Genomic DNA, 17,019 nt, shown 5'->3' on the forward strand with positions numbered 1-17,019 from the left:
GATTGCGCCAGGGCGCCGCCGGCCACAAGCGCCAGTAGCAGGCCCGATACAATTGCTTTCTTCACGGAACTCTTCCTTTCGTTCAGCCGCCCGGGCGACACGCCCGAGCGGGATTGATTGCGGCGGGGACGCGCTTCAGCCGAGCGGGCCTGGGGGCGGCGGCGGCCCGGGCGGCCCTAGGATCACGGTGTGCCCGTCGCCATGCTGGATCGCCATCGCGTGGACGAAGCCACGCTCGAACCGACCCTGCACCGTGACGGTCTCGGACTTGTCGACCATCGTCCCACGATCGCCGCGCGGCCCGGTCTCAACCAGGGTGCGGCCGCTGTCGTCGGCCAGGATGAACTTGTTGCCGTAGATCTCGGCGACCTGTCCCTTGACGGCGACGGCATCGCCGTCACGCATGGCCGCCACAGGGGCTGGCGTCAGGGCGACCAGCACCGGACGGCGGCCATGCTGGGCCACGGCCGTGGCGCCGGCCCCGATGGCTGCGGCGCCCACCAGGGCGGCCGCCAAGGCAACGCGGCGGCGGCGGTGGATCCCACCAGAGGGCCGGGCTCCCGGCACCGGATCGGCGGGCTTGTTGTCGGATGGCATCGGCATCTCCTCGTGTTTGCCGTTGTCGATGCCGGTCTTGTAGCGAGGCCGCTGGGAACCCAGCCTGAACATCGCGGTTCAGATTCGGTTCAGCCGATCCCGCTATGCCGCCCCCTCTTCAGGATGAGCCAACCCATGCGCGTGCTGCTGGTCGAGGACGATGCGACGCTCGCAGAAGGCATCGCCCGCCATCTGCGGGCCGAGAATTTCGTCGTGGACGTGGCCCGCAACGGCGAGGACGGACAGCACCGCGGCGACACGGAGGCGCTCGATGCGGTCGTGCTCGACCTCGGGTTGCCCCGCAAGGACGGCATAGCGGTGCTGAAGGCCTGGCGGGCTGCCGGCCGCGCCTTCCCGGTGCTGATCCTCACGGCGCGCGACGGCTGGTCCGACAAGGTGGATGGTTTCAAGGCGGGCGCCGACGATTACCTCGTCAAGCCGTTCCGGGTGGAGGAGCTGGTGCTGCGGCTGCGGGCCATGGTGCGCCGGGCGGCCGGGCATGCCTCGGCCCGCCTCACCTGCGGGCCGCTGGCCTTCGATTCGCAGCTCGGCACCTTCGAGCTCGACGGCCTGCCGCTGCGCCTCACGGCGCTCGAATGGCGGGTCCTGTCCTGCCTCATGCTGCGGGCCGGCCATGTGGTCGAGCGCGGCGACCTGTTCGAACGCGTTTACGAAGGAGATGCCGATGTCGAGTCGAACTCGGTCGAGGTCATCCTGGCGCGGCTGCGCCGCAAGCTCGGGGTGCCGCTGATCGAAACCGTGCGGGGCCGCGGCTACCGTCTGAACGCGCCGCCGGCATGACTCTCATGCCGCGCTCTCTCGCCGGGCGGCTGATCGCCTCGGCGCTGATCTTCATCGCCTTGGCCATCCTGGCGACGGGCTTCGCCGTGCAGGTGTCGTTGCACCGTTTCGTCCGCGGACAGATCGACCAGCGGCTCGATACCGAAATCCTGACGCTCAGGTCGAGTTTCGAGCCCGGGGTCGACGGCCGCCTCGTGCCGGCCCGCGGGGTCGAGGCGCCCCCCTTCGACGATCCCCGCACCGGCTGGATCTGGCTGGCCCGCTCGGGCGCCACCACCTGGATGTCACCGGGCCTGCATCGCAACGCGCCGCTCGTCGCCGTGTGGCCCGCAGGCCCGCACCCGGAGGCAGTGATGGCCCGCATGCCCGACGGCAGCCTGATCCGGGCCCGGGCGCAGCAGATCGTCGTCGACGGGCAGCCGCTCGAGCTTCTGGCCGCGGCACCGCCGCGGGCCGAGGTAGGGCCGTTGCGCGACGCCCTGGCGCCCGTGGTGGTGGCGCTGCTATTGCTTGGTGCCGGCCTGGTGGCCGCGACCCTGCTGCAGGTCCGACTCGGCCTGCGCCCCTTGGCGCGGCTCCGGGCCGACCTGTCGGCCGTGCGGACCGGTCGCCGCGAGCGCCTGCCGGCGCGGCAGCCCGTCGAGGTGCGGCCGCTCGCCCATGAGGTGAACGAGTTGCTCGACCAGCATGCCGCGAACCTCGAGCGGGCGCGGCGGCACGTCGCCAACCTGGCGCATGCGTTGAAGACACCGCTGGCCGCCCTGGCGCTTTCGCTCGAGGACCCGGCCCGCGACCCCGACCATGCCTTGCGGGGCCTGACCCTGGCGATGGATCGCCGAATCCGCCATCACCTCAGCCGCGCCCGTACGGCAGCGCTGGGGCCGGCAGCCCGCATGCGCCTGCCGCTCGCGGCGCGCGTCGCCGACCATGTGGCAGCCTTCACCAAGATCCATGCCGAGCGCGGTATCACCTGTCTGGCCGAGATCGAGGCGGGCCTCACGGTGGCCTGCGACGGGCAGGATCTCGACGAACTCGTCGGCAATCTGCTCGACAACGCCTTCAAGTGGGCCCGGTCGACGATCACCATCACGGCCGCTACGGCAGGCCGCCGGGTGGTGCTCCGCATCGCGGATGACGGCCCGGGGATTCCGAACGAGGCCGTCGCCACCGTCCTGAAACCCGGCAAGCGCCTCGACGAGGAGACGCCCGGCGACGGCTTCGGCCTCGCGATCGTGCAGGAACTGGCCGAACTTTACGGTGGCGGCCTCACGCTCGGCCGCTCCGCGGCGGGTGGCTTGTTGGCGACGCTCGACCTGCCGGGCGCCGCCGAGGCGCCCGGATCCGATCAGGGATGATGAAAGATCGAGGCGTGCACGACATCACCGGCCTTGAGGCCGATCGCCTCGGCGACGCCGGCATTGATCTCCAGCACGCCCAGCACCGTGCCGCGCGACGGGATGATGGCTTCAGACAGCGGCTTCGCGTCATGGGCCACGTTGATGACGGTCCCGGCCTTGTCGATGAACACCATGTCGAGCGGCAGATAGGTGTTCTTCATCCACATCGACACGGTCTGCGGCTGGGCGAAATCGAACAACATGCCGTGGTCGGCCGCCATGATCTTGCGGAACATCAACCCCTTCTCGAGGTCGGGCCGCTCGCGCATCACCTCGACCTCGAAACCATGCGGGCCCGACGCCGTGTCGATCGTCAGCCGCTCCCGTCCCGGCGCCGCATGGGCGGCCCCACCCAAAACCAGCAGGGCCGCAGCCAACAGAACACGCATGGAAACCATCCAAAACCTCTTCGCGCCCCGGATCACGCCACGGGAGTCGGTTCAATGCGGCGAAACCGGCGCTTCGTCCATGGGGCGCAATTCGGCGGCCATCAGACCCTTCGGGCCCTCGCCGAAGCGCACCATCAGGGAATCACCCGGCTTCACTTCCATGATGCCGAAGCGGCGCAGCGTCTCCATGTGGATGAAGATGTCGCCCGTCCCCTCGCCACGCGTCAGGAAGCCGAACCCCTTGACGCGGTTGAACCATTTGACCACGGCGATCTCGAATCCGCCGGTTGGGACGACATGGACATGAGTACGGGGCGGACCCGTCAAGGCCGGGTGGATGGCGGTGGACAGGTCGAGCGAGGTGACGCGCAGCACCTGCAGCCCCTTCGACCGTCGCACCGCCTCGCAGATGATGCGCGAGCCCTCGCGGGCCGCGTTGAAGCCGTCGCGCCGCAGTGTCGTCACATGGACCAGAACGTCGGGCAGCCCATTATCGGGCACGATGAAGCCGTAGCCCTTGGCGACGTCGAACCATTTGATGTGGCCAGCCAGCTCGACGACGTCGAGGTCCTCGTCCGACGGCATGTCGTCGAGGGCAGCATGGCGTCCGAACACCTGGTCTTGGGACAAGGCTGCGATCCCCAACTCCGCCCACAAGGCTGACGCCGGGCGTACAAGGCCAAGACCGGCGATCCGCCCTCACGAATCAACGGCCCACGGCTCGCCCGCACGATAGCAGTGCGCCCCGCCCAGCAAAGATGAATATTTGGTCGCGGCCGATGGCTGCCGCACAAATTCTACCCCGCCGTGGCCGCGACGCCGTCCAGCAAGGCCAGCAGCCCGTCGCCTGCGTCGCAGCGAAACAGGTGATCGGCCGCAGGATCGAGCGGCGTCGCCTCGCGGTTGAGGATCACCAGCACCGCCCCATGGGCCTGGGCGATCTGCGGCAAGGTGGCGGCCGGCCGCACCACCAGGGACGAACCGACCGCGACAAAGAGGTCGCACCCTTTGGCGGCCGCGACCGCGCGCTGCAGCGTGGCGGTCGGCAATGTTTGGCCGAAGGCCACGGTGGCGGATTTGATGAAGCCGCCGCAGGCGCAATCGAGCGCGCAACCGGTGGCCTCGAGGTGCCGTCGCACGGTCGCGAGTTCGAAATGCTGCCCGCATGTCAAACAATGCGCATAGGTGCCGTTGCCGTGCAGCTCCACCAGGCGACTGGGCGCGAGGCCGGCAGCGGCATGCAGCCCGTCGATGTTCTGCGTCACCACGGCGACGAGCCGACCGAGGCCATCGAGCCGCGCCAATGCGGCATGGGCCCGGTTGGGCCGGGCGTCTCGGTAGATGTCGTCCATGGCGAACTTGCGCCGCCAGGCTTCCGCCCGGACCTCGGCACCCGACAAAAATTCGGCATAGCCGATCGGCTTGTGAACCAGCCAGGGGCTGCCGGGCGAGCGGAAATCCGGCACACCGCTTTCGGTCGAGACCCCTGCCCCGGTCAGCACCGTGATGCGGCGCGCCGAGCGAGCGAGCTCTGCCAGGTGGTCAAAGACCATAGACCCCATGGGTATCCTCTATCTTGAAGCAGAACGAACCGGCCGTTTATGATGTCGGAACACTCGACCTAGTATGCAAGCGAGGTCCGCATTGCTCGACGAGCTAACCCATCTTGATTCTCACACAATTCATTCTGTGCTCCGTGAACGAATTGTCGAACATGTGTTCGTCGGAGATATCCTCCGCCGATTATGGCAACGAAACATCATGGATGTAGAGGTTCTTCGGTCTGAGTTCGATGCCGGAGGATATGATTTAGTACTGAGTTGGAGAAGCACCACACGCCATATTCAGATGAAGTCGGTGATAATTGGAGGGAAGACTGCCAGCACAAAAGCGAGCCTTAAATTGATGGAAAAGCCGAGCGGCTGTATTATTTGGCCCGTGCTGAACCATGAACTAAACGTGAATTCGTATCTCTGGTTTGGGGGACGTCCGGGAGAAAGGCTTCCAGATATTTCGAACTACCGCGTTGCCAAACATACGAAAGCGAATTCAAAAGGGGCCAAGTTAGAACGGCCAAACCATCGCATCATTCCGCGAGGCAAATTTATAAGACTGCCTGATTTAGACTCCGTACTTGATAGATTATTCGATTTTTGACATGCATTCTACAACATCGCCTGCAAAACTATGCAACAAATAAAATCATATTGTGAGAAAACGCCTCATATAGGGGCGTTATCATTATTTTGCGAGATCGTGCAGATCATTATTAGGGATCCGCACGGCCATGATGCCGTCAGGCCGGCTGGCGGAGTTGCACCACGTTGTGCAGCCGCTCGTCGGCGGTGTCGAAGAAGCGTCGAATGCCGCGCGCCGCCTGACGAATGCGCTGCTCGTTCTCGACGAGCGCCAGCCGCACATAGCCGTCGCCATGCTCCCCGAAGCCGAGGCCGGGCGCCACCGCGACATCGGCCTTCTCGATGAGCAGCTTGGAGAATTCGAGGCTGCCGAGGTGCTTGAACTTGTCGGGGATCGGCACCCAGGCGAACATCGAGGCCACGGGGGCCGGCAGGCTCCAGCCCGCCTGACCGAAGCTTTCCACCATCACGTCGCGCCGGGCCTTGTAGGTGGCCCGCATCTCGGCGATGCAATCATCCGAACCGTTCAGGGCCGCCGTGGCGGCGACCTGGATGGGCGTGAAGGCGCCATAATCAAGATAGCTCTTCACCCGGGTCAGCGCTGCCACAAGCCGCTCGTTGCCGACCGCGAAGCCCATGCGCCAACCGGCCATCGAATAGGTTTTCGACATGGAGGTGAACTCCACCGTCACATCCATGGCGCCCGGCACCTGCAACACGGACGGCGGCGGGTTGTTGTCGAAATACACTTCCGAATAGGCGAGGTCCGACAGGATGAAGATCTCGTGCTTCTTCGCGAAGGCGACGAGGTCCCTGTAGAAATCGAGGTCCGCCACCATGGCGGTGGGGTTGGAAGGGTAGCACACCACCACGGCCAGCGGCTTCGGGATGGAATGGATCACCGCCCGCTCGAGCGCCACGAAGAACTCAGGGGTCGGCTCGGCCGGAACCGAGCGGATGACGCCGCCGGCCATCAGAAACCCGAAGGCGTGGATCGGATAGGAGGGGTTGGGCACCAGCACCACGTCACCCGGCGCCGTGATGGCCTGCGCCATATTGGCGAAGCCTTCCTTGGAGCCAAGCGTCGCCACGACCTGACGGTCGGGATCGAGCTTCACGCCAAAACGGCGGCCGTAATAATTGGCCTGGGCGCGACGCAGGCCGGCGATTCCCTTGGAGGACGAATATCGGTCGGTGCGCGGCTTGCCGGCCGTCTCGACCAGCTTTTCGATCACGTGCTTGGGGGCCGGCAGGTCCGGGTTGCCCATGCCGAGGTCGATGATGTCGGCGCCGGCGTTGCGGGCGGCGGCCTTGAGGCGATTGACCTGCTCGAAGACATAAGGCGGCAGGCGCCGCACACTGTGGAATTCGGCCATGTTCATACGGCTTTCGGGAAAAGACCGGAGGTGGGTACGCTAGGAGATCAGCTTTTGTCCATGCAGCGTTAACGAATTGTTGCCGGGGCGGCCCCGGCCCGTCGTTTCGGCGGTTTGGCCCCGGCGGTGGCGGGTGCCGGCTTGGCGGCCGCGTGGCCGTCGCCCATCGGCTTCGGGCGCTTGCCGGCCAATTGCGCGTCGCGCGCCGCATCGAGCTCGGCCGTCAGGGCCTTGACGTCGGCGGCGGATTTCGGGGCAAGGGCGCGCTTGGGCGCACTGGCGCCGACCGGCAGGTATTCGTCCTGCGTTTGCGCCCCACGCGACTGCTCGACAAAGCCCGGCATCGGCCCGGGCTTGGTCTTGAGGCCGAGCACCTCCAGGGTGGAATCGATCGGGTGCGACCCTGCTTCGTCGGCCCGGGCCGACACCACACAGCCGAGGAGTGCCGCGACCAGGAGGGACGCGATCTTGCCTTGACGCTGCATGGGCCTCCCCTGGTACGGTCGATGGCAGTGGAAGTCGCCGTGTTGCCGCACTACACCGCCAATGTGACCGAAGCGGGACTGTGTTCAGCGGGTTCCCGGGTCCGGGAGAATTGCCATGAGCAGCAAACGTCCCCGCGCCTCCAAGGCTGCCCCGGCTGCGGCCTCCGACCCGACACCCCGCCCCAAGCGCAGGCCGGCGCCTTTGCCTTCCGATGGACCGGTCTTGTCGCCGGCGCTGGATCACGGTCCGGCCGGGCCGCTGTTGCCGCCGCTGCCCGAGGCGGCGCCCTTCCATTCGGTGTTGGAGCGCAGCACAGCGCCCGAGGCCGCCCAGCCGCGGCTGCGGCCCAGCGCCGCCAGCACTCTGGCACCAGGCCCTGCGGCCACACCCAGCGACACGCCAGCCTCCCCACCGGAAGCGCCGTCGCGCCAGCCTGACGCGAAGCCCACCGACCGGGCGCCATTGCCCGACCTCGGGGCCATCGCGGCCAACACCGGCAAGCTGATCGGTCTCGGCGCCAAGGTGGCGGAAGCCTACCTCCGCCCACGCGAAACCGGCACGATGAAGCCGACGCTCGGCGGCGATCTGGGCGACGGCTTCGCCACCATGAGCCGCATCGCGGAAGGCTGGCTCGGCAACCCGCTCCGCATGATGGAGGCGCAGACGCGGTTGACCGCTGATCTCTTCGGCGCCTGGACCGACAGCCTGGCGCGCTTCACGGGCGCGGTCGCGGAGCAACCGGCCCTGCCCGACCGCCGCAGCGACAAGCGCTTCGCGGCGCCCGAATGGCGCGGTTCGCCGATGTACGATTTCCTGCACCAAGCCTATCTGGTGACCACCGATTGGGCCAAGGCGATGGTCGACGACGCCGAGAACCTGGATGCGCCGACGCGCGAGAAGGCCGCCTTCTACCTGCGCCAGCTGTCGAGTGCCCTGTCGCCGTCGAACTTCCTCGCCACCAATCCGGAGCTCATCAAGGACACTTTCCGGGAGAACGGCGACAACCTGGTGCGCGGCATGCAGATGCTGGCCGAGGACATCGCGGCCGGCGGCGGCGAGCTGAAGATCCGGCACACCGATGCGAGCCGTTTCACGCTCGGGGTCGACATGGCGGCGACCCCCGGCAAGGTGGTGTTCCGCAATGCCCTGATGGAACTGCTGCAATATGCGCCCGCGACGCCCGAGGTGGTGCGGCGGCCGCTGCTGATCGTGCCCCCCTGGATCAACAAATTCTACGTGCTCGACCTCAACACGGAGAAGAGCTTCATCGGCTGGATGGTGAGCCAGGGCCTGACGGTCTTCGTCATTTCCTGGGTCAACCCGGATGCGCGCCACGCCGCCATGGATTGGGACGCCTACCGGCGCGAAGGCATCGTGGCGGCCCTCGATGCGATCGCGCTGGCGACCGGCGAACCCGAGGTGGCGACGGTCGGCTATTGCGTCGGCGGCACCCTGCTGGCCGCGACCCTGGCCCATATGGCGACCCAGGGTGACCGTCGCATTGCCAGCGCCACGCTGCTGACCACCCAGGTCGATTTCGAACAAGCGGGCGACCTCAAGGTGTTTGCCGACGAAGGGCAGATCCGCGCCGTCGAACGCGAAATGGAAGCGACCGGCACCCTGCCGGGCTCCAAGATGGCGAATGCCTTCAACATGCTGCGCCCGGACGAGTTGATCTGGTCCTATGCGGTCAACACCTACCTGAAGGGCAAGCCGCCCGCCGCCTTCGACCTGCTGGCCTGGAACGCCGATTCGACCCGGATGACGGCCGCCAACCACAGCTACTACCTGCGCAACCTGTACCTCGAGAACCGGCTGTCGGCCGGCGAGATGATGCTTGGCGGCGAGCGGCTGGACCTCGGGCGCATCACGGTGCCGATCTACGACCTCGCCACCCGGGAAGACCACATCGCCCCAGCCCGCTCGGTGTTTGCCGGCGCGCGCTTCTTCGGCGGCGAGGTCCGCTACGTGCTGGCCGGCTCGGGCCACATCGCCGGCGTGGTGAACCCGCCCGCCAAGGCCAAATACGGGTTCTGGACAGGCGGCCGGCCCGAAGGCAGCTACGACGACTGGCTCCTGGCCGCGATCGAGCACAAGGGAACCTGGTGGCTCGACTGGATCGATTGGCTCAAGGCCCAGGCGCCCGACACCGTGCCGGCCCGCGTGCCGGGGGCCGGCGATCTCCCGGCGCTCGGCGACGCGCCGGGAGACTACGTCCGGGTGCCGTCCTGAGGCCACCCGTTGCGGACCGAGCGCCGCGCCCGATCCACAGGTGGCCCTTTTCCGACGGCTGGGATCTCAGAATTCCTCCCATTCCGACGCAGCCGCCTGAGGGACCGCGACCGCCACCGCGGCGCGACCGCTCCGCACCCTCGGGGCGGCCTGCTTCGGACGCAGGGGCACGACGTGCGAGGTCGCAGTGCCGCCCACAACCTTGAAGCAGCCCACCAGGTTCGACAGTTCCGCCGTTTCCGTTTGAAGCGCATGGCCGGCCGCGGTGGTTTCTTCCACCATGGCGGCGTTCTGTTGCGTCACGCGGTCCATCTGGCCGACCGCCACATTGACCTCGGCGAGGGCGGACGATTGTTCCGCGCTCGACACCGCCATGGCGGCGATGGTGCGGTCGACCGCGCCCACCTGATCCACGATGCCGGTGAGAACGACTTCGACGCGACCCACGAGCTCGACACCCTGCGAAACCTGGTCGGCCGAACGGGAGATCAGGCCCTTGATCTGCTTCGCGGCTTCGGCGGAGCGCTGGGCGAGGGAGCGCACTTCGGAGGCCACCACGGCGAAGCCGCGACCGGCCTCGCCGGCGCGAGCCGCCTCGATACCGGCGTTGAGCGCCAGGAGGTTGGTCTGGAAGGCGATCTCGTCGATGACGCCGATGATGTCGCTGATCTGGGTCGAGGACGCCCGGATGGCCCCCATCGCGCCGACGGCCTGACGCACCACCTCGGCCGAGGCTTCGGCGTCCTTGCGGGTGGCGGCCACGACCTGGCGGGCCTCGACGGCGCTTTGCGATGACGACCGCACCGTCTTGGTGATCTCGTCGAGCGCCGCGGCCGTCTGCTCGAGGCTCGCGGCCTGTTGCTCCGTGCGGCGAGACAGGTCGTCGGTGCCCCGACCGATGCTGCACGAACCGGCGTTGATCGAGCTCGCGACGGTGGCGACACCCGACAAGGCTTCGTTGAGCTGGCCCGTGGCCTGGTTGAGATCGTGGCGCAGGTCTTCGAATTGCGGGGCGAGCGCCTCATCCATCTGGAAGGTGAGGTCGCGCGCCGCGAGGTGCTGCAGGCCGGTGCGCAGGCCCGCGATCGCCGCTTGTAGCCGCGCATCGGCTTCGGCTTCGGCGCGCGCCCGCAGGGCGGTCTGATCGGCGGCGGCACGGTCGCGCGCCTCCACGGCTTCGCCTTCGAGGCGAAGATTCGACGCGGCAGCCCGGCGGAACGTTTCGACGGAGGCCGCCATCTGGCCGATCTCGTCGCGGCGCTGTGCATAAGGGATCGGGGACGCCAGGTCGCCCGACACCACGCGACCGATGTGCTTGATGAGCGCCGAAAGCGGCCGAGCCGTTGTTTGGAAGATCCATGCGGCGCAGACCAGCATGATGGCTGTGGCGGCGGCCGCCAGGGCCAACGTGACGCTCCATGCCATGCTGTAACCGCGCTCGGCCTCGGCGGCCGACGCCGCGGCACCGGCGTCATTCACCTTGATGGCGGCCGACAAAGCGTCGAACGCCGCCACGAGCGGTCCGCGGGCCGGTGCGATGCCGGCGGCGGCCGCTGTCTGATCGCCCTTGGCGACAGCGGCCACGATGGGCCGGCGCGCCTCGAGGTAGGCCTGCCACTTCGCCTCGTAGGTGCTCCACAAAGTCCGCTCGGCGTCGTTCGTGATGGTGGCGCGATAGGCGGCCAGCGACGCCGGGATGGCCGCGTCCATTTCGACGAACTCGTCAGCCAGCCCCTTCACCTCCGCAGGGTCCGTCGCGATGACGGTGCGGATCGTCGTCGTGTGGTACCGCAGCATCGTGAACAGGATCTGATCGAGTTTGCTGGTGCGCGGCATCCAAACCGAATGGGTGTCGGACGCGGCCGAATAGACCGTGTTGAGCTGGCGCAGGTTGAACGCCCCCATGGCCAGGACCAGGACCACGCCCGCCGCGGCCATCAAGATCAGCCGGGATGCGATGGACAAGCTAGGGTGGCGCAAAACGGAACCTCGGATCTCGACGGCGCGAGATTCCACCATGGACGCAAAGGTCTAACGACCTGTGTGGTTCGAGGTGGCGACGTCGGACATCAGCCCGCAGGGTTAAGACCGTCTTGCCCGCCGCATCCGACGCCGGGCGTCGTGATCGGCGCCTTGGCCCCGGCATCGCGACAGACCGACTATGAGCCAGCGCCGCCCCGAAACCCGCCACCGGCACGAACCGGTGGCAGGTGATCAAGTAACCCCATCCAGAACTGCTTTGGCCTTTGTCAGAGGCCCTGCGCCAGTTTGGCGGCGCGGCGCCGGGCATGCAGAACCCATTCGGTATAGCCGTTCGGCTGGGTCCGACCCTGGAAGATGAGGTCGGAGGCGGCCCGGAAGGCTTCGCCATCGAAGCCCGGCGCCATCGGGCGATAACCGGGCTCGCCGGCGTTCTGCCCGTCCACCACGGCCGCCATGCGGCGCAGGGCTTCGTTCACCTGGTCGGCTGTCACGACGCCATGCGCCAGCCAATTGGCCAGATGCTGGCTCGAGATGCGCAGCGTGGCGCGATCCTCCATCAGGCCGACATCGTGGATGTCCGGCACCTTGGAGCAGCCGACACCGGCATCCACCCAGCGCACCACATAGCCCAAGATGCCCTGGACGTTGTTGTCGAGTTCTTCCCGCACGGCTTCGGGCTGCCAGTTCGAGCGGGCCACCGGAATGGTCAGGATGTCCTCGACACGGGCCGGTGCCCGCGTGGCGAGTTCGGCCTGGCGGGCCGCGACATCCACCTCGTGGTAGTGCAGCGCGTGCAGGGTCGCGGCGGTCGGCGACGGCACCCAGGCCGTGGTGGCGCCGGAGCGCGGGTGGCCACCCTTCTGGGCCAGCATGTCGGCCATCCGGTCGGGCGCCGCCCACATGCCCTTGCCGATCTGGGCATGGCCGGGCAGGCCGAGCGCCAACCCCGAATCGACGTTGTTGTCCTCATAGGCCTTGATCCAGGCCTGGTTCTTCATCTCGTTCTTGCGCACCATGGGCCCCGCCTCCATGGAGCTGTGGATCTCGTCGCCGGTGCGGTCGAGGAAGCCGGTGTTGATGAAGACCACGCGGTTGCGGGCCGTGGCGATACAGCGCCGCAGGTTGATCGAGGTGCGACGCTCTTCGTCCATGATGCCGATCTTCACGGCATGGGCCGGCAACCCCAGCATGGCTTCGACGCGGCTGAAGATGGCGTCCGCAAAGGCCACCTCTTCGGGTCCGTGCATCTTGGGCTTGACGATGTAGATCGAGCCCGTGCGGCTGTTGCGCAGGCCATCGGTCGCTTCAAGATCGCGCTTGGCGATCAGGATGCTGATCGCGGCATCGAGCATGCCTTCGGGCACGTCCTGGCCTTCCGGGTCCAGTACCGCATCGGTCATCATGTGGTGGCCGACGTTGCGGATCAGCATCAGGCTGCGGCCATGCAGGGTCAGCGTGCCGCCGTCCGGGGCGGTGAAGCTGCGATCGGGGTTGAGGCGCCGCTCGATCGTGGCCCCCCCCTTCGGCACGGATGCCACGAGACTGCCGTCGATCAGCCCGAGCCAATTGCGGTAAACCTCCACCTTGTCGGCGGCATCGACGGCCGCGACGCTGTCCTCCATGTCCATGATGGTGCTGACCGCGGATTCCATCACCACGTCGGCGATGCCGGCCGCATCGGTGCGGCCGATCGGATGCGTCCGGTCGATCACCAGCTCCACATGCAGGCCATTGTGGCGCAACAGCACCGCGGTAGGCGCCGGCGGCGCGCCCTTGTAGCCGACGAACAGGCTCGGGTCGGCCAGCGGGATGGGCGGCTTGCCCTTGGCGAGGTCGGCCTTGAGGACGCCGTTCTCGACCGTATAGGCGATCACGGCGGCGTGGCTGCCCTCGGCCAAGGGCGCCACCTTGTCCAGCATGGCCTTGGCAAATTCCACCACCTTGGCGGCCCGATGCGGGTTGAAGCCCGCCCCGCGCGCGGCGTCGCCGGCATCCGGAATGGCGTCGGTGCCGTAGAGCGCGTCATAGAGGCTGCCCCAGCGCGCATTGGCGGCGTTGAGCGCGTATCGGGCATTCGACATCGGCACGACGAGCTGCGGCCCGGCCAGCCGGGCGATCTCGTCGTCGACCCCGGAGGTCGCGATCGTGGCACCGGGCTGATCGGGTAGCAGGTAGCCGATCGTGCGCAGGAATTCGAGATAATCGGCCGCGTCGAACGCGTCGCCACGATGGTCGCGCAGATAGGCGTCGATACGGGATTGCATGTCGTCGCGCACCGCCAACAGGCGGCGGTTCTCGGGCGCGAGGTCGCGCAGCATGGCCGCGAAGCCACCCCAGAAGGCATCGGAGTCGAGGCCGGTGCCGGCCAGGGCCTCACGCTCGACGAAGTCGAACAGGATCGGGTCGACCCTCAGTCCCGCGGCGTTCACTCGTGTCATGACCGATCTTCTCCCATCGACACAGCCGATGTAGCGCGTCGCGAGCCCGAGGGCGAGACCGCGCCCCGCCGTGGTGGTTCCCCGAGATGCCTGCCTCACTCGTCTCCGGCGATGCGGCTCGACAACAACTCGCCCTGGCGTTCGAGGATCGGATAGGCGGAGGCGGCCACCAGATGGGCGTTGATGCGCTTGGCTTCGCGCACCACGTCGAGGTGCCAGGCCCCGCCATCGGCCGAAACGGCGCGGCCGAGCCGCAGGTCTTCCAGGTAGCCCCGCGTTGCGCGGCTTTCGATCTCGCGGAAGTTGCGCTTTTCTTCCGCCAGCAGGCGGGCGCCGCGCACATCGTCGGTGACCAGCAACGAGGCGGCGGTGCGCAGGTTCGAGCGCAACCGTTCGATCAGCGCCACGATGTCGTCGCGGCCCTCGACGGATAGCGGCAGGCCGCGGTTCAGGCGCTTGGCCGCCAGCGGCAACAGGCTCTTTTCCGTGGCGTCGCCGGCCTGTTCGAGGTTCGACACGAAGCTGAGGATCTCGGCAAGCCGGCGGTGATCGCCGTCGCTCAAAGCATCGCCGTCGAGCGACGTCAGATAGGTGCGGATGGCGACGTTGAGGGCGTCGAGGATGTCGTCATAGCGGCGAACCCCGGTGATGACCCGACGATCAGCCTTGGCAAAGGCATCGACGGCCCCTTCCAGCATGGCATCCAGCACGTCGGCCAGCCGCAGCGCCTCACGGGCCGCCGAGCCGAGCGCCACGATGGGGGTGTCGAGCGCCGCGGGGTCGAGGTAGAGCGGCCGCGTCGGATCGGCCGGATCGATGCGGGTCGGCAACCAGCGGCGCAGCAGAGCGGCGTAGCGGTCGAGCAGCGGCAGGCCGATCAGCGCCAGCGCGACGTTGAAGGCCGTGTGGAAATCCGCGACCGCCCGGCCCATCTCGGGCTCGAGCGTCACGAGCCAGCGGCCGAGCCACGGCAGCACCGGCAGCGCGACGGCCGCACCGCCGAGACGCACCAGCATATTGCCGATGGGCAGCCGCTTGGCCGCCGGATCGTCGCCGACGCCGCCTTCGAGGATCGGGTTCAGCGCCGTGCCGAGATTGGCGCCCAGCACCATCGCGAAAGCCGTATCGGGCGCCATGACACCGCGGCTCGCCAACGACACCGTAACCAGGATGATGGCGACGCTCGAATGGGCCAGCCAGGTGGCGGCGGCGCCGATCATCAGCGTCACCAGCGGCGCACTCGACACGAGGCCCAGGATGATGCGGAGCGACGGCGCATCTTCATAGGGCGTGACGAGGCCGACCAGCTGGTGCAGGGCGATCAGCATGAGCCCGAGGCCGATGAAGATGCGGCCGCTGTCGCGCGCGTGGGCCGACCGGTTGCGGCGGAACAACACGACACCGGCCAGCACCAGGGCCGGCGCCAGCGATGCGACGTCGAAGGACAATAATTGCACGATCAACGTCGTGCCGACATTGGCGCCAAGCATCACCGCCAGCGCCGGCACGAGATCGACGACGCCGCCGGCTGCGAAGCCCGTCACCATCAAGCCCGTGGCGGTGCTGCTTTGCAATGCGGCGGTTACCCCGACCCCGGCCAGGAAGGCGCGCAAACGCGTCCGCAAGGCGCGGTCGAGCACCATGCGCAGACGCGCCCCGAAGGCGCGCTGGATGCCGGTCTGCACCATGTGGGTGCCCCACAACAGCAGGGCGACCGACCCCGCGAGGCCGACCAGGGTGACGGGCATGTCCATGGTACGGGAGGCCTTCCGTGCGCTGGTATTCGAGGGCGACGGCGCGCGCGGGCGCCTCGAAAGGGCTGCCCTTGACGGGCGGCCCCCGCTTCATACAACCCGCATGGTAGCATCCAGCACGGAAGATGACCCATGCCGCTTCGTCTCGCGGGCTCATGCCGCTGCCAAGCCGTGCGTTTCACGGTCGAGAGCCACACGCCCGTGCCCTATCAGCTGTGTTATTGCAGCATCTGCCGCAAGACGGCCGGTGGGGGTGGCTATGCCATCAACATCATGGGCACGAAGTCGAGCCTCGATGTGGCAGGCGCCGAGGCGATCCGCACCTACCAGGCGACGATCGACGACGGCACCCAATGTCGGACCAGCGACGGGCAACGGCATTTCTGCGACCGCTGCGCCACGGCGCTCTGGCTATGGGATCCGAACTGGCCGGAGCTGGTCCACCCGTTCGCGTCGGCGATCGATACGGCGTTGCCCGTGGCGCGCGAGCGGACGCATCTGATGCTGCGCTTCAAACCCGACTGGGTGGAGCCGAGGATCGAGCCGGGCGACAAGGTGTTCGACCTTTATCCGGACGAGTCGATCGAGAACTGGCATCGCTCCAGAAATCTCTGGGTCGCGTAAAAACCAAACCGGAACACGCAGTCGAGGGGCACCAGTCCCCCTCGGCTGCCCGCAGAAAGGGTCGAAACCGAAGGCGCGAACGGGCGCCGCTCGGACAACCTTATTCTTCGTCCTTGGGCTTCTCGTACAGCAGGTCGGATTTCGGATTGGAGGCGTCCTTCGTCAGCTTGGGGCCGTCGTTGGTGAGCTTCACGGTCTTGGAGGTCTTCAGATAGCCCTTAGGGGGCTGGGTCAGGTAAACGCGGTCGGGTTCGACACCCGCTTCGACCTTGTCCCGTTTGGTGTCGGGGTTGCTGCGCTCGTAATGGTCGCTTTCGGCCTGCAGCTGCTCCGGGGTCATCATCAGGCAGGCCCGGTTGTTGCCGTCCTGGCCGCAATTGCGGGCCCGCACCGCTTCCGGCTCACCGGACGAGCGGCCGGACATCATCTCGTCCTTGTTCAGGGTATCGCGCGTGTTGCCGAGGATGTTGGCCATCGGGGCACGGCCGTCCGCCGCCGCCCGGTTGCGACGCGTCACATCGGGATCGGTCGGCCAGGAGGCCGGGTGGGCGATCTCGGCCGAGGGGCGCGGCAGGTCCATGCGCGGCGGCAGCACCAGGGGAGCACGCTCGCGGTAGTCGATCTCCGGTGTAGGATCGCTCTTCGTAATGCCGATGGCGCCCACCACGGACGAGAACACGTCCTGGTAGCCGTCATCAGCCGCGAAAGCCGGCGTCGCGGCCAGAAGCGCGCCCGTCACGAGCCACAGGGACGATTGCCTGATCGCCATGATGTTCCTCCGCTGGTCCAGGCCGAGGCCCGAAT

15 protein-coding genes are annotated in these 17,019 nt (G+C 67.5%); 5 read left to right on the forward strand and 10 right to left on the reverse strand.

The genetic code is table 11. The features are described 5' to 3' along the window. Positions 1–135: 135 nt before the first annotated feature. Positions 136–597, reverse strand: coding sequence for a hypothetical protein (locus P7D22_RS15225; protein ID WP_319935102.1), 462 nt, complete (start codon positions 595–597; stop codon positions 136–138). A gap of 135 nt (positions 598–732) precedes the next feature. On the opposite strand from P7D22_RS15225, the gene P7D22_RS15230 reads away from it, so the two are divergent. Together P7D22_RS15230 and P7D22_RS15235 are read left to right on the forward strand one after the other, a co-directional pair. Further along, a complete protein-coding gene (locus P7D22_RS15230; protein ID WP_319935103.1) occupies positions 733–1,398 on the forward strand; it encodes a response regulator transcription factor in 666 nt (221 codons plus the stop codon). A 5-nt stretch (positions 1,399–1,403) separates the two neighbouring features. Beyond that, entirely contained in the window at positions 1,404–2,753 is a 1,350-nt protein-coding gene (locus tag P7D22_RS15235; RefSeq protein WP_319935104.1) for a sensor histidine kinase, read from the forward strand. Here the strand turns inward: P7D22_RS15235 and P7D22_RS15240 are convergent. The 3 genes from P7D22_RS15240 to P7D22_RS15250 all read right to left on the reverse strand — a co-directional run bounded on the left by P7D22_RS15240 (position 2,744) and on the right by P7D22_RS15250 (position 4,737). Continuing rightward, a complete protein-coding gene (locus P7D22_RS15240) occupies positions 2,744–3,184 on the reverse strand; it encodes a DUF192 domain-containing protein (RefSeq protein WP_319935105.1) in 441 nt (146 codons plus the stop codon). The genes P7D22_RS15235 and P7D22_RS15240 overlap by 10 nt on opposite strands. 51 nt (positions 3,185–3,235) lie before the next feature. After that, positions 3,236–3,769: a cold-shock protein gene (locus tag P7D22_RS15245; protein ID WP_319935126.1), complete on the reverse strand. Its 534-nt coding sequence runs from the start codon at positions 3,767–3,769 to the stop codon at positions 3,236–3,238. A gap of 212 nt (positions 3,770–3,981) precedes the next feature. Continuing rightward, a complete protein-coding gene (locus P7D22_RS15250; RefSeq protein ID WP_319935106.1) occupies positions 3,982–4,737 on the reverse strand; it encodes an SIR2 family NAD-dependent protein deacylase in 756 nt (251 codons plus the stop codon). Between the two features lie 208 nt (positions 4,738–4,945). Between P7D22_RS15250 and P7D22_RS15255 the strand changes: the two genes are divergently transcribed. Further along, complete coding sequence (locus P7D22_RS15255) at positions 4,946–5,341, forward strand: hypothetical protein (RefSeq protein ID WP_319935107.1); 396 nt, start codon at positions 4,946–4,948, stop codon at positions 5,339–5,341. 139 nt (positions 5,342–5,480) lie between these two features. On the opposite strand, the gene P7D22_RS15260 is transcribed toward P7D22_RS15255, so the two are convergent. Beyond that, positions 5,481–6,698, reverse strand: coding sequence for an LL-diaminopimelate aminotransferase (locus tag P7D22_RS15260; protein ID WP_319935127.1), 1,218 nt, complete (start codon positions 6,696–6,698; stop codon positions 5,481–5,483). A 68-nt stretch (positions 6,699–6,766) separates the two neighbouring features. Next, positions 6,767–7,183, reverse strand: a complete 417-nt coding sequence (locus P7D22_RS15265) for a hypothetical protein (protein ID WP_319935108.1) — start codon at positions 7,181–7,183, stop codon at positions 6,767–6,769. 115 nt (positions 7,184–7,298) lie between these two features. Between P7D22_RS15265 and phaC the strand changes: the two genes are divergently transcribed. Continuing rightward, the gene (phaC, locus tag P7D22_RS15270) at positions 7,299–9,416 is read left to right on the forward strand and encodes a class I poly(R)-hydroxyalkanoic acid synthase (protein WP_319935109.1); all 2,118 of its coding nucleotides are present in this window, start codon (positions 7,299–7,301) and stop codon (positions 9,414–9,416) included. 66 nt (positions 9,417–9,482) lie between these two features. On the opposite strand, the gene P7D22_RS15275 is transcribed toward phaC, so the two are convergent. From P7D22_RS15275 to P7D22_RS15285, 3 genes are all read right to left on the reverse strand, one after another. Then, positions 9,483–11,381, reverse strand: a complete 1,899-nt coding sequence (locus P7D22_RS15275; protein WP_319935110.1) for a methyl-accepting chemotaxis protein — start codon at positions 11,379–11,381, stop codon at positions 9,483–9,485. A 284-nt stretch (positions 11,382–11,665) separates the two neighbouring features. Beyond that, positions 11,666–13,837, reverse strand: a complete 2,172-nt coding sequence (locus P7D22_RS15280) for a malate synthase G (RefSeq protein ID WP_319935111.1) — start codon at positions 13,835–13,837, stop codon at positions 11,666–11,668. Positions 13,838–13,932: 95 nt separating this feature from the next. Next, a complete protein-coding gene (locus P7D22_RS15285) occupies positions 13,933–15,591 on the reverse strand; it encodes a Na/Pi cotransporter family protein (protein ID WP_319935112.1) in 1,659 nt (552 codons plus the stop codon). Positions 15,592–15,723: 132 nt separating this feature from the next. Between P7D22_RS15285 and P7D22_RS15290 the strand changes: the two genes are divergently transcribed. Next, positions 15,724–16,215, forward strand: a complete 492-nt coding sequence (locus tag P7D22_RS15290; RefSeq protein WP_319935113.1) for a GFA family protein — start codon at positions 15,724–15,726, stop codon at positions 16,213–16,215. A 100-nt stretch (positions 16,216–16,315) separates the two neighbouring features. On the opposite strand, the gene P7D22_RS15295 is transcribed toward P7D22_RS15290, so the two are convergent. Next, positions 16,316–16,984: a hypothetical protein gene (locus P7D22_RS15295; RefSeq protein ID WP_319935114.1), complete on the reverse strand. Its 669-nt coding sequence runs from the start codon at positions 16,982–16,984 to the stop codon at positions 16,316–16,318. Positions 16,985–17,019: the final 35 nt, after the last annotated feature.

It is taken from the genome of Lichenihabitans sp. Uapishka_5 (assembly GCF_033947565.1).
Taxonomy (GTDB): Bacteria; Pseudomonadota; Alphaproteobacteria; order Rhizobiales; family Beijerinckiaceae; genus Lichenihabitans.

Coding starts and splice junctions, on each gene's coding strand:
- P7D22_RS15230 (WP_319935103.1), top strand. CDS start 733: ATGCGCGTGCTGCTGGTCGAGGACGATGCGACGCTCGCAGAAGGCATC.
- P7D22_RS15285 (WP_319935112.1), bottom strand. CDS start 15,591: ATGGACATGCCCGTCACCCTGGTCGGCCTCGCGGGGTCGGTCGCCCTG.
- P7D22_RS15225 (WP_319935102.1), bottom strand. CDS start 597: ATGCCATCCGACAACAAGCCCGCCGATCCGGTGCCGGGAGCCCGGCCC.
- P7D22_RS15255 (WP_319935107.1), top strand. CDS start 4,946: ATGGATGTAGAGGTTCTTCGGTCTGAGTTCGATGCCGGAGGATATGAT.
- P7D22_RS15295 (WP_319935114.1), bottom strand. CDS start 16,984: ATGGCGATCAGGCAATCGTCCCTGTGGCTCGTGACGGGCGCGCTTCTG.
- P7D22_RS15280 (WP_319935111.1), bottom strand. CDS start 13,837: ATGACACGAGTGAACGCCGCGGGACTGAGGGTCGACCCGATCCTGTTC.
- P7D22_RS15260 (WP_319935127.1), bottom strand. CDS start 6,698: ATGGCCGAATTCCACAGTGTGCGGCGCCTGCCGCCTTATGTCTTCGAG.
- P7D22_RS15290 (WP_319935113.1), top strand. CDS start 15,724: ATGCCGCTTCGTCTCGCGGGCTCATGCCGCTGCCAAGCCGTGCGTTTC.
- P7D22_RS15245 (WP_319935126.1), bottom strand. CDS start 3,769: ATGCCGTCGGACGAGGACCTCGACGTCGTCGAGCTGGCTGGCCACATC.
- P7D22_RS15250 (WP_319935106.1), bottom strand. CDS start 4,737: ATGGTCTTTGACCACCTGGCAGAGCTCGCTCGCTCGGCGCGCCGCATC.
- P7D22_RS15240 (WP_319935105.1), bottom strand. CDS start 3,184: ATGCGTGTTCTGTTGGCTGCGGCCCTGCTGGTTTTGGGTGGGGCCGCC.
- P7D22_RS15265 (WP_319935108.1), bottom strand. CDS start 7,183: ATGCAGCGTCAAGGCAAGATCGCGTCCCTCCTGGTCGCGGCACTCCTC.
- P7D22_RS15235 (WP_319935104.1), top strand. CDS start 1,404: ATGCCGCGCTCTCTCGCCGGGCGGCTGATCGCCTCGGCGCTGATCTTC.
- phaC (WP_319935109.1), top strand. CDS start 7,299: ATGAGCAGCAAACGTCCCCGCGCCTCCAAGGCTGCCCCGGCTGCGGCC.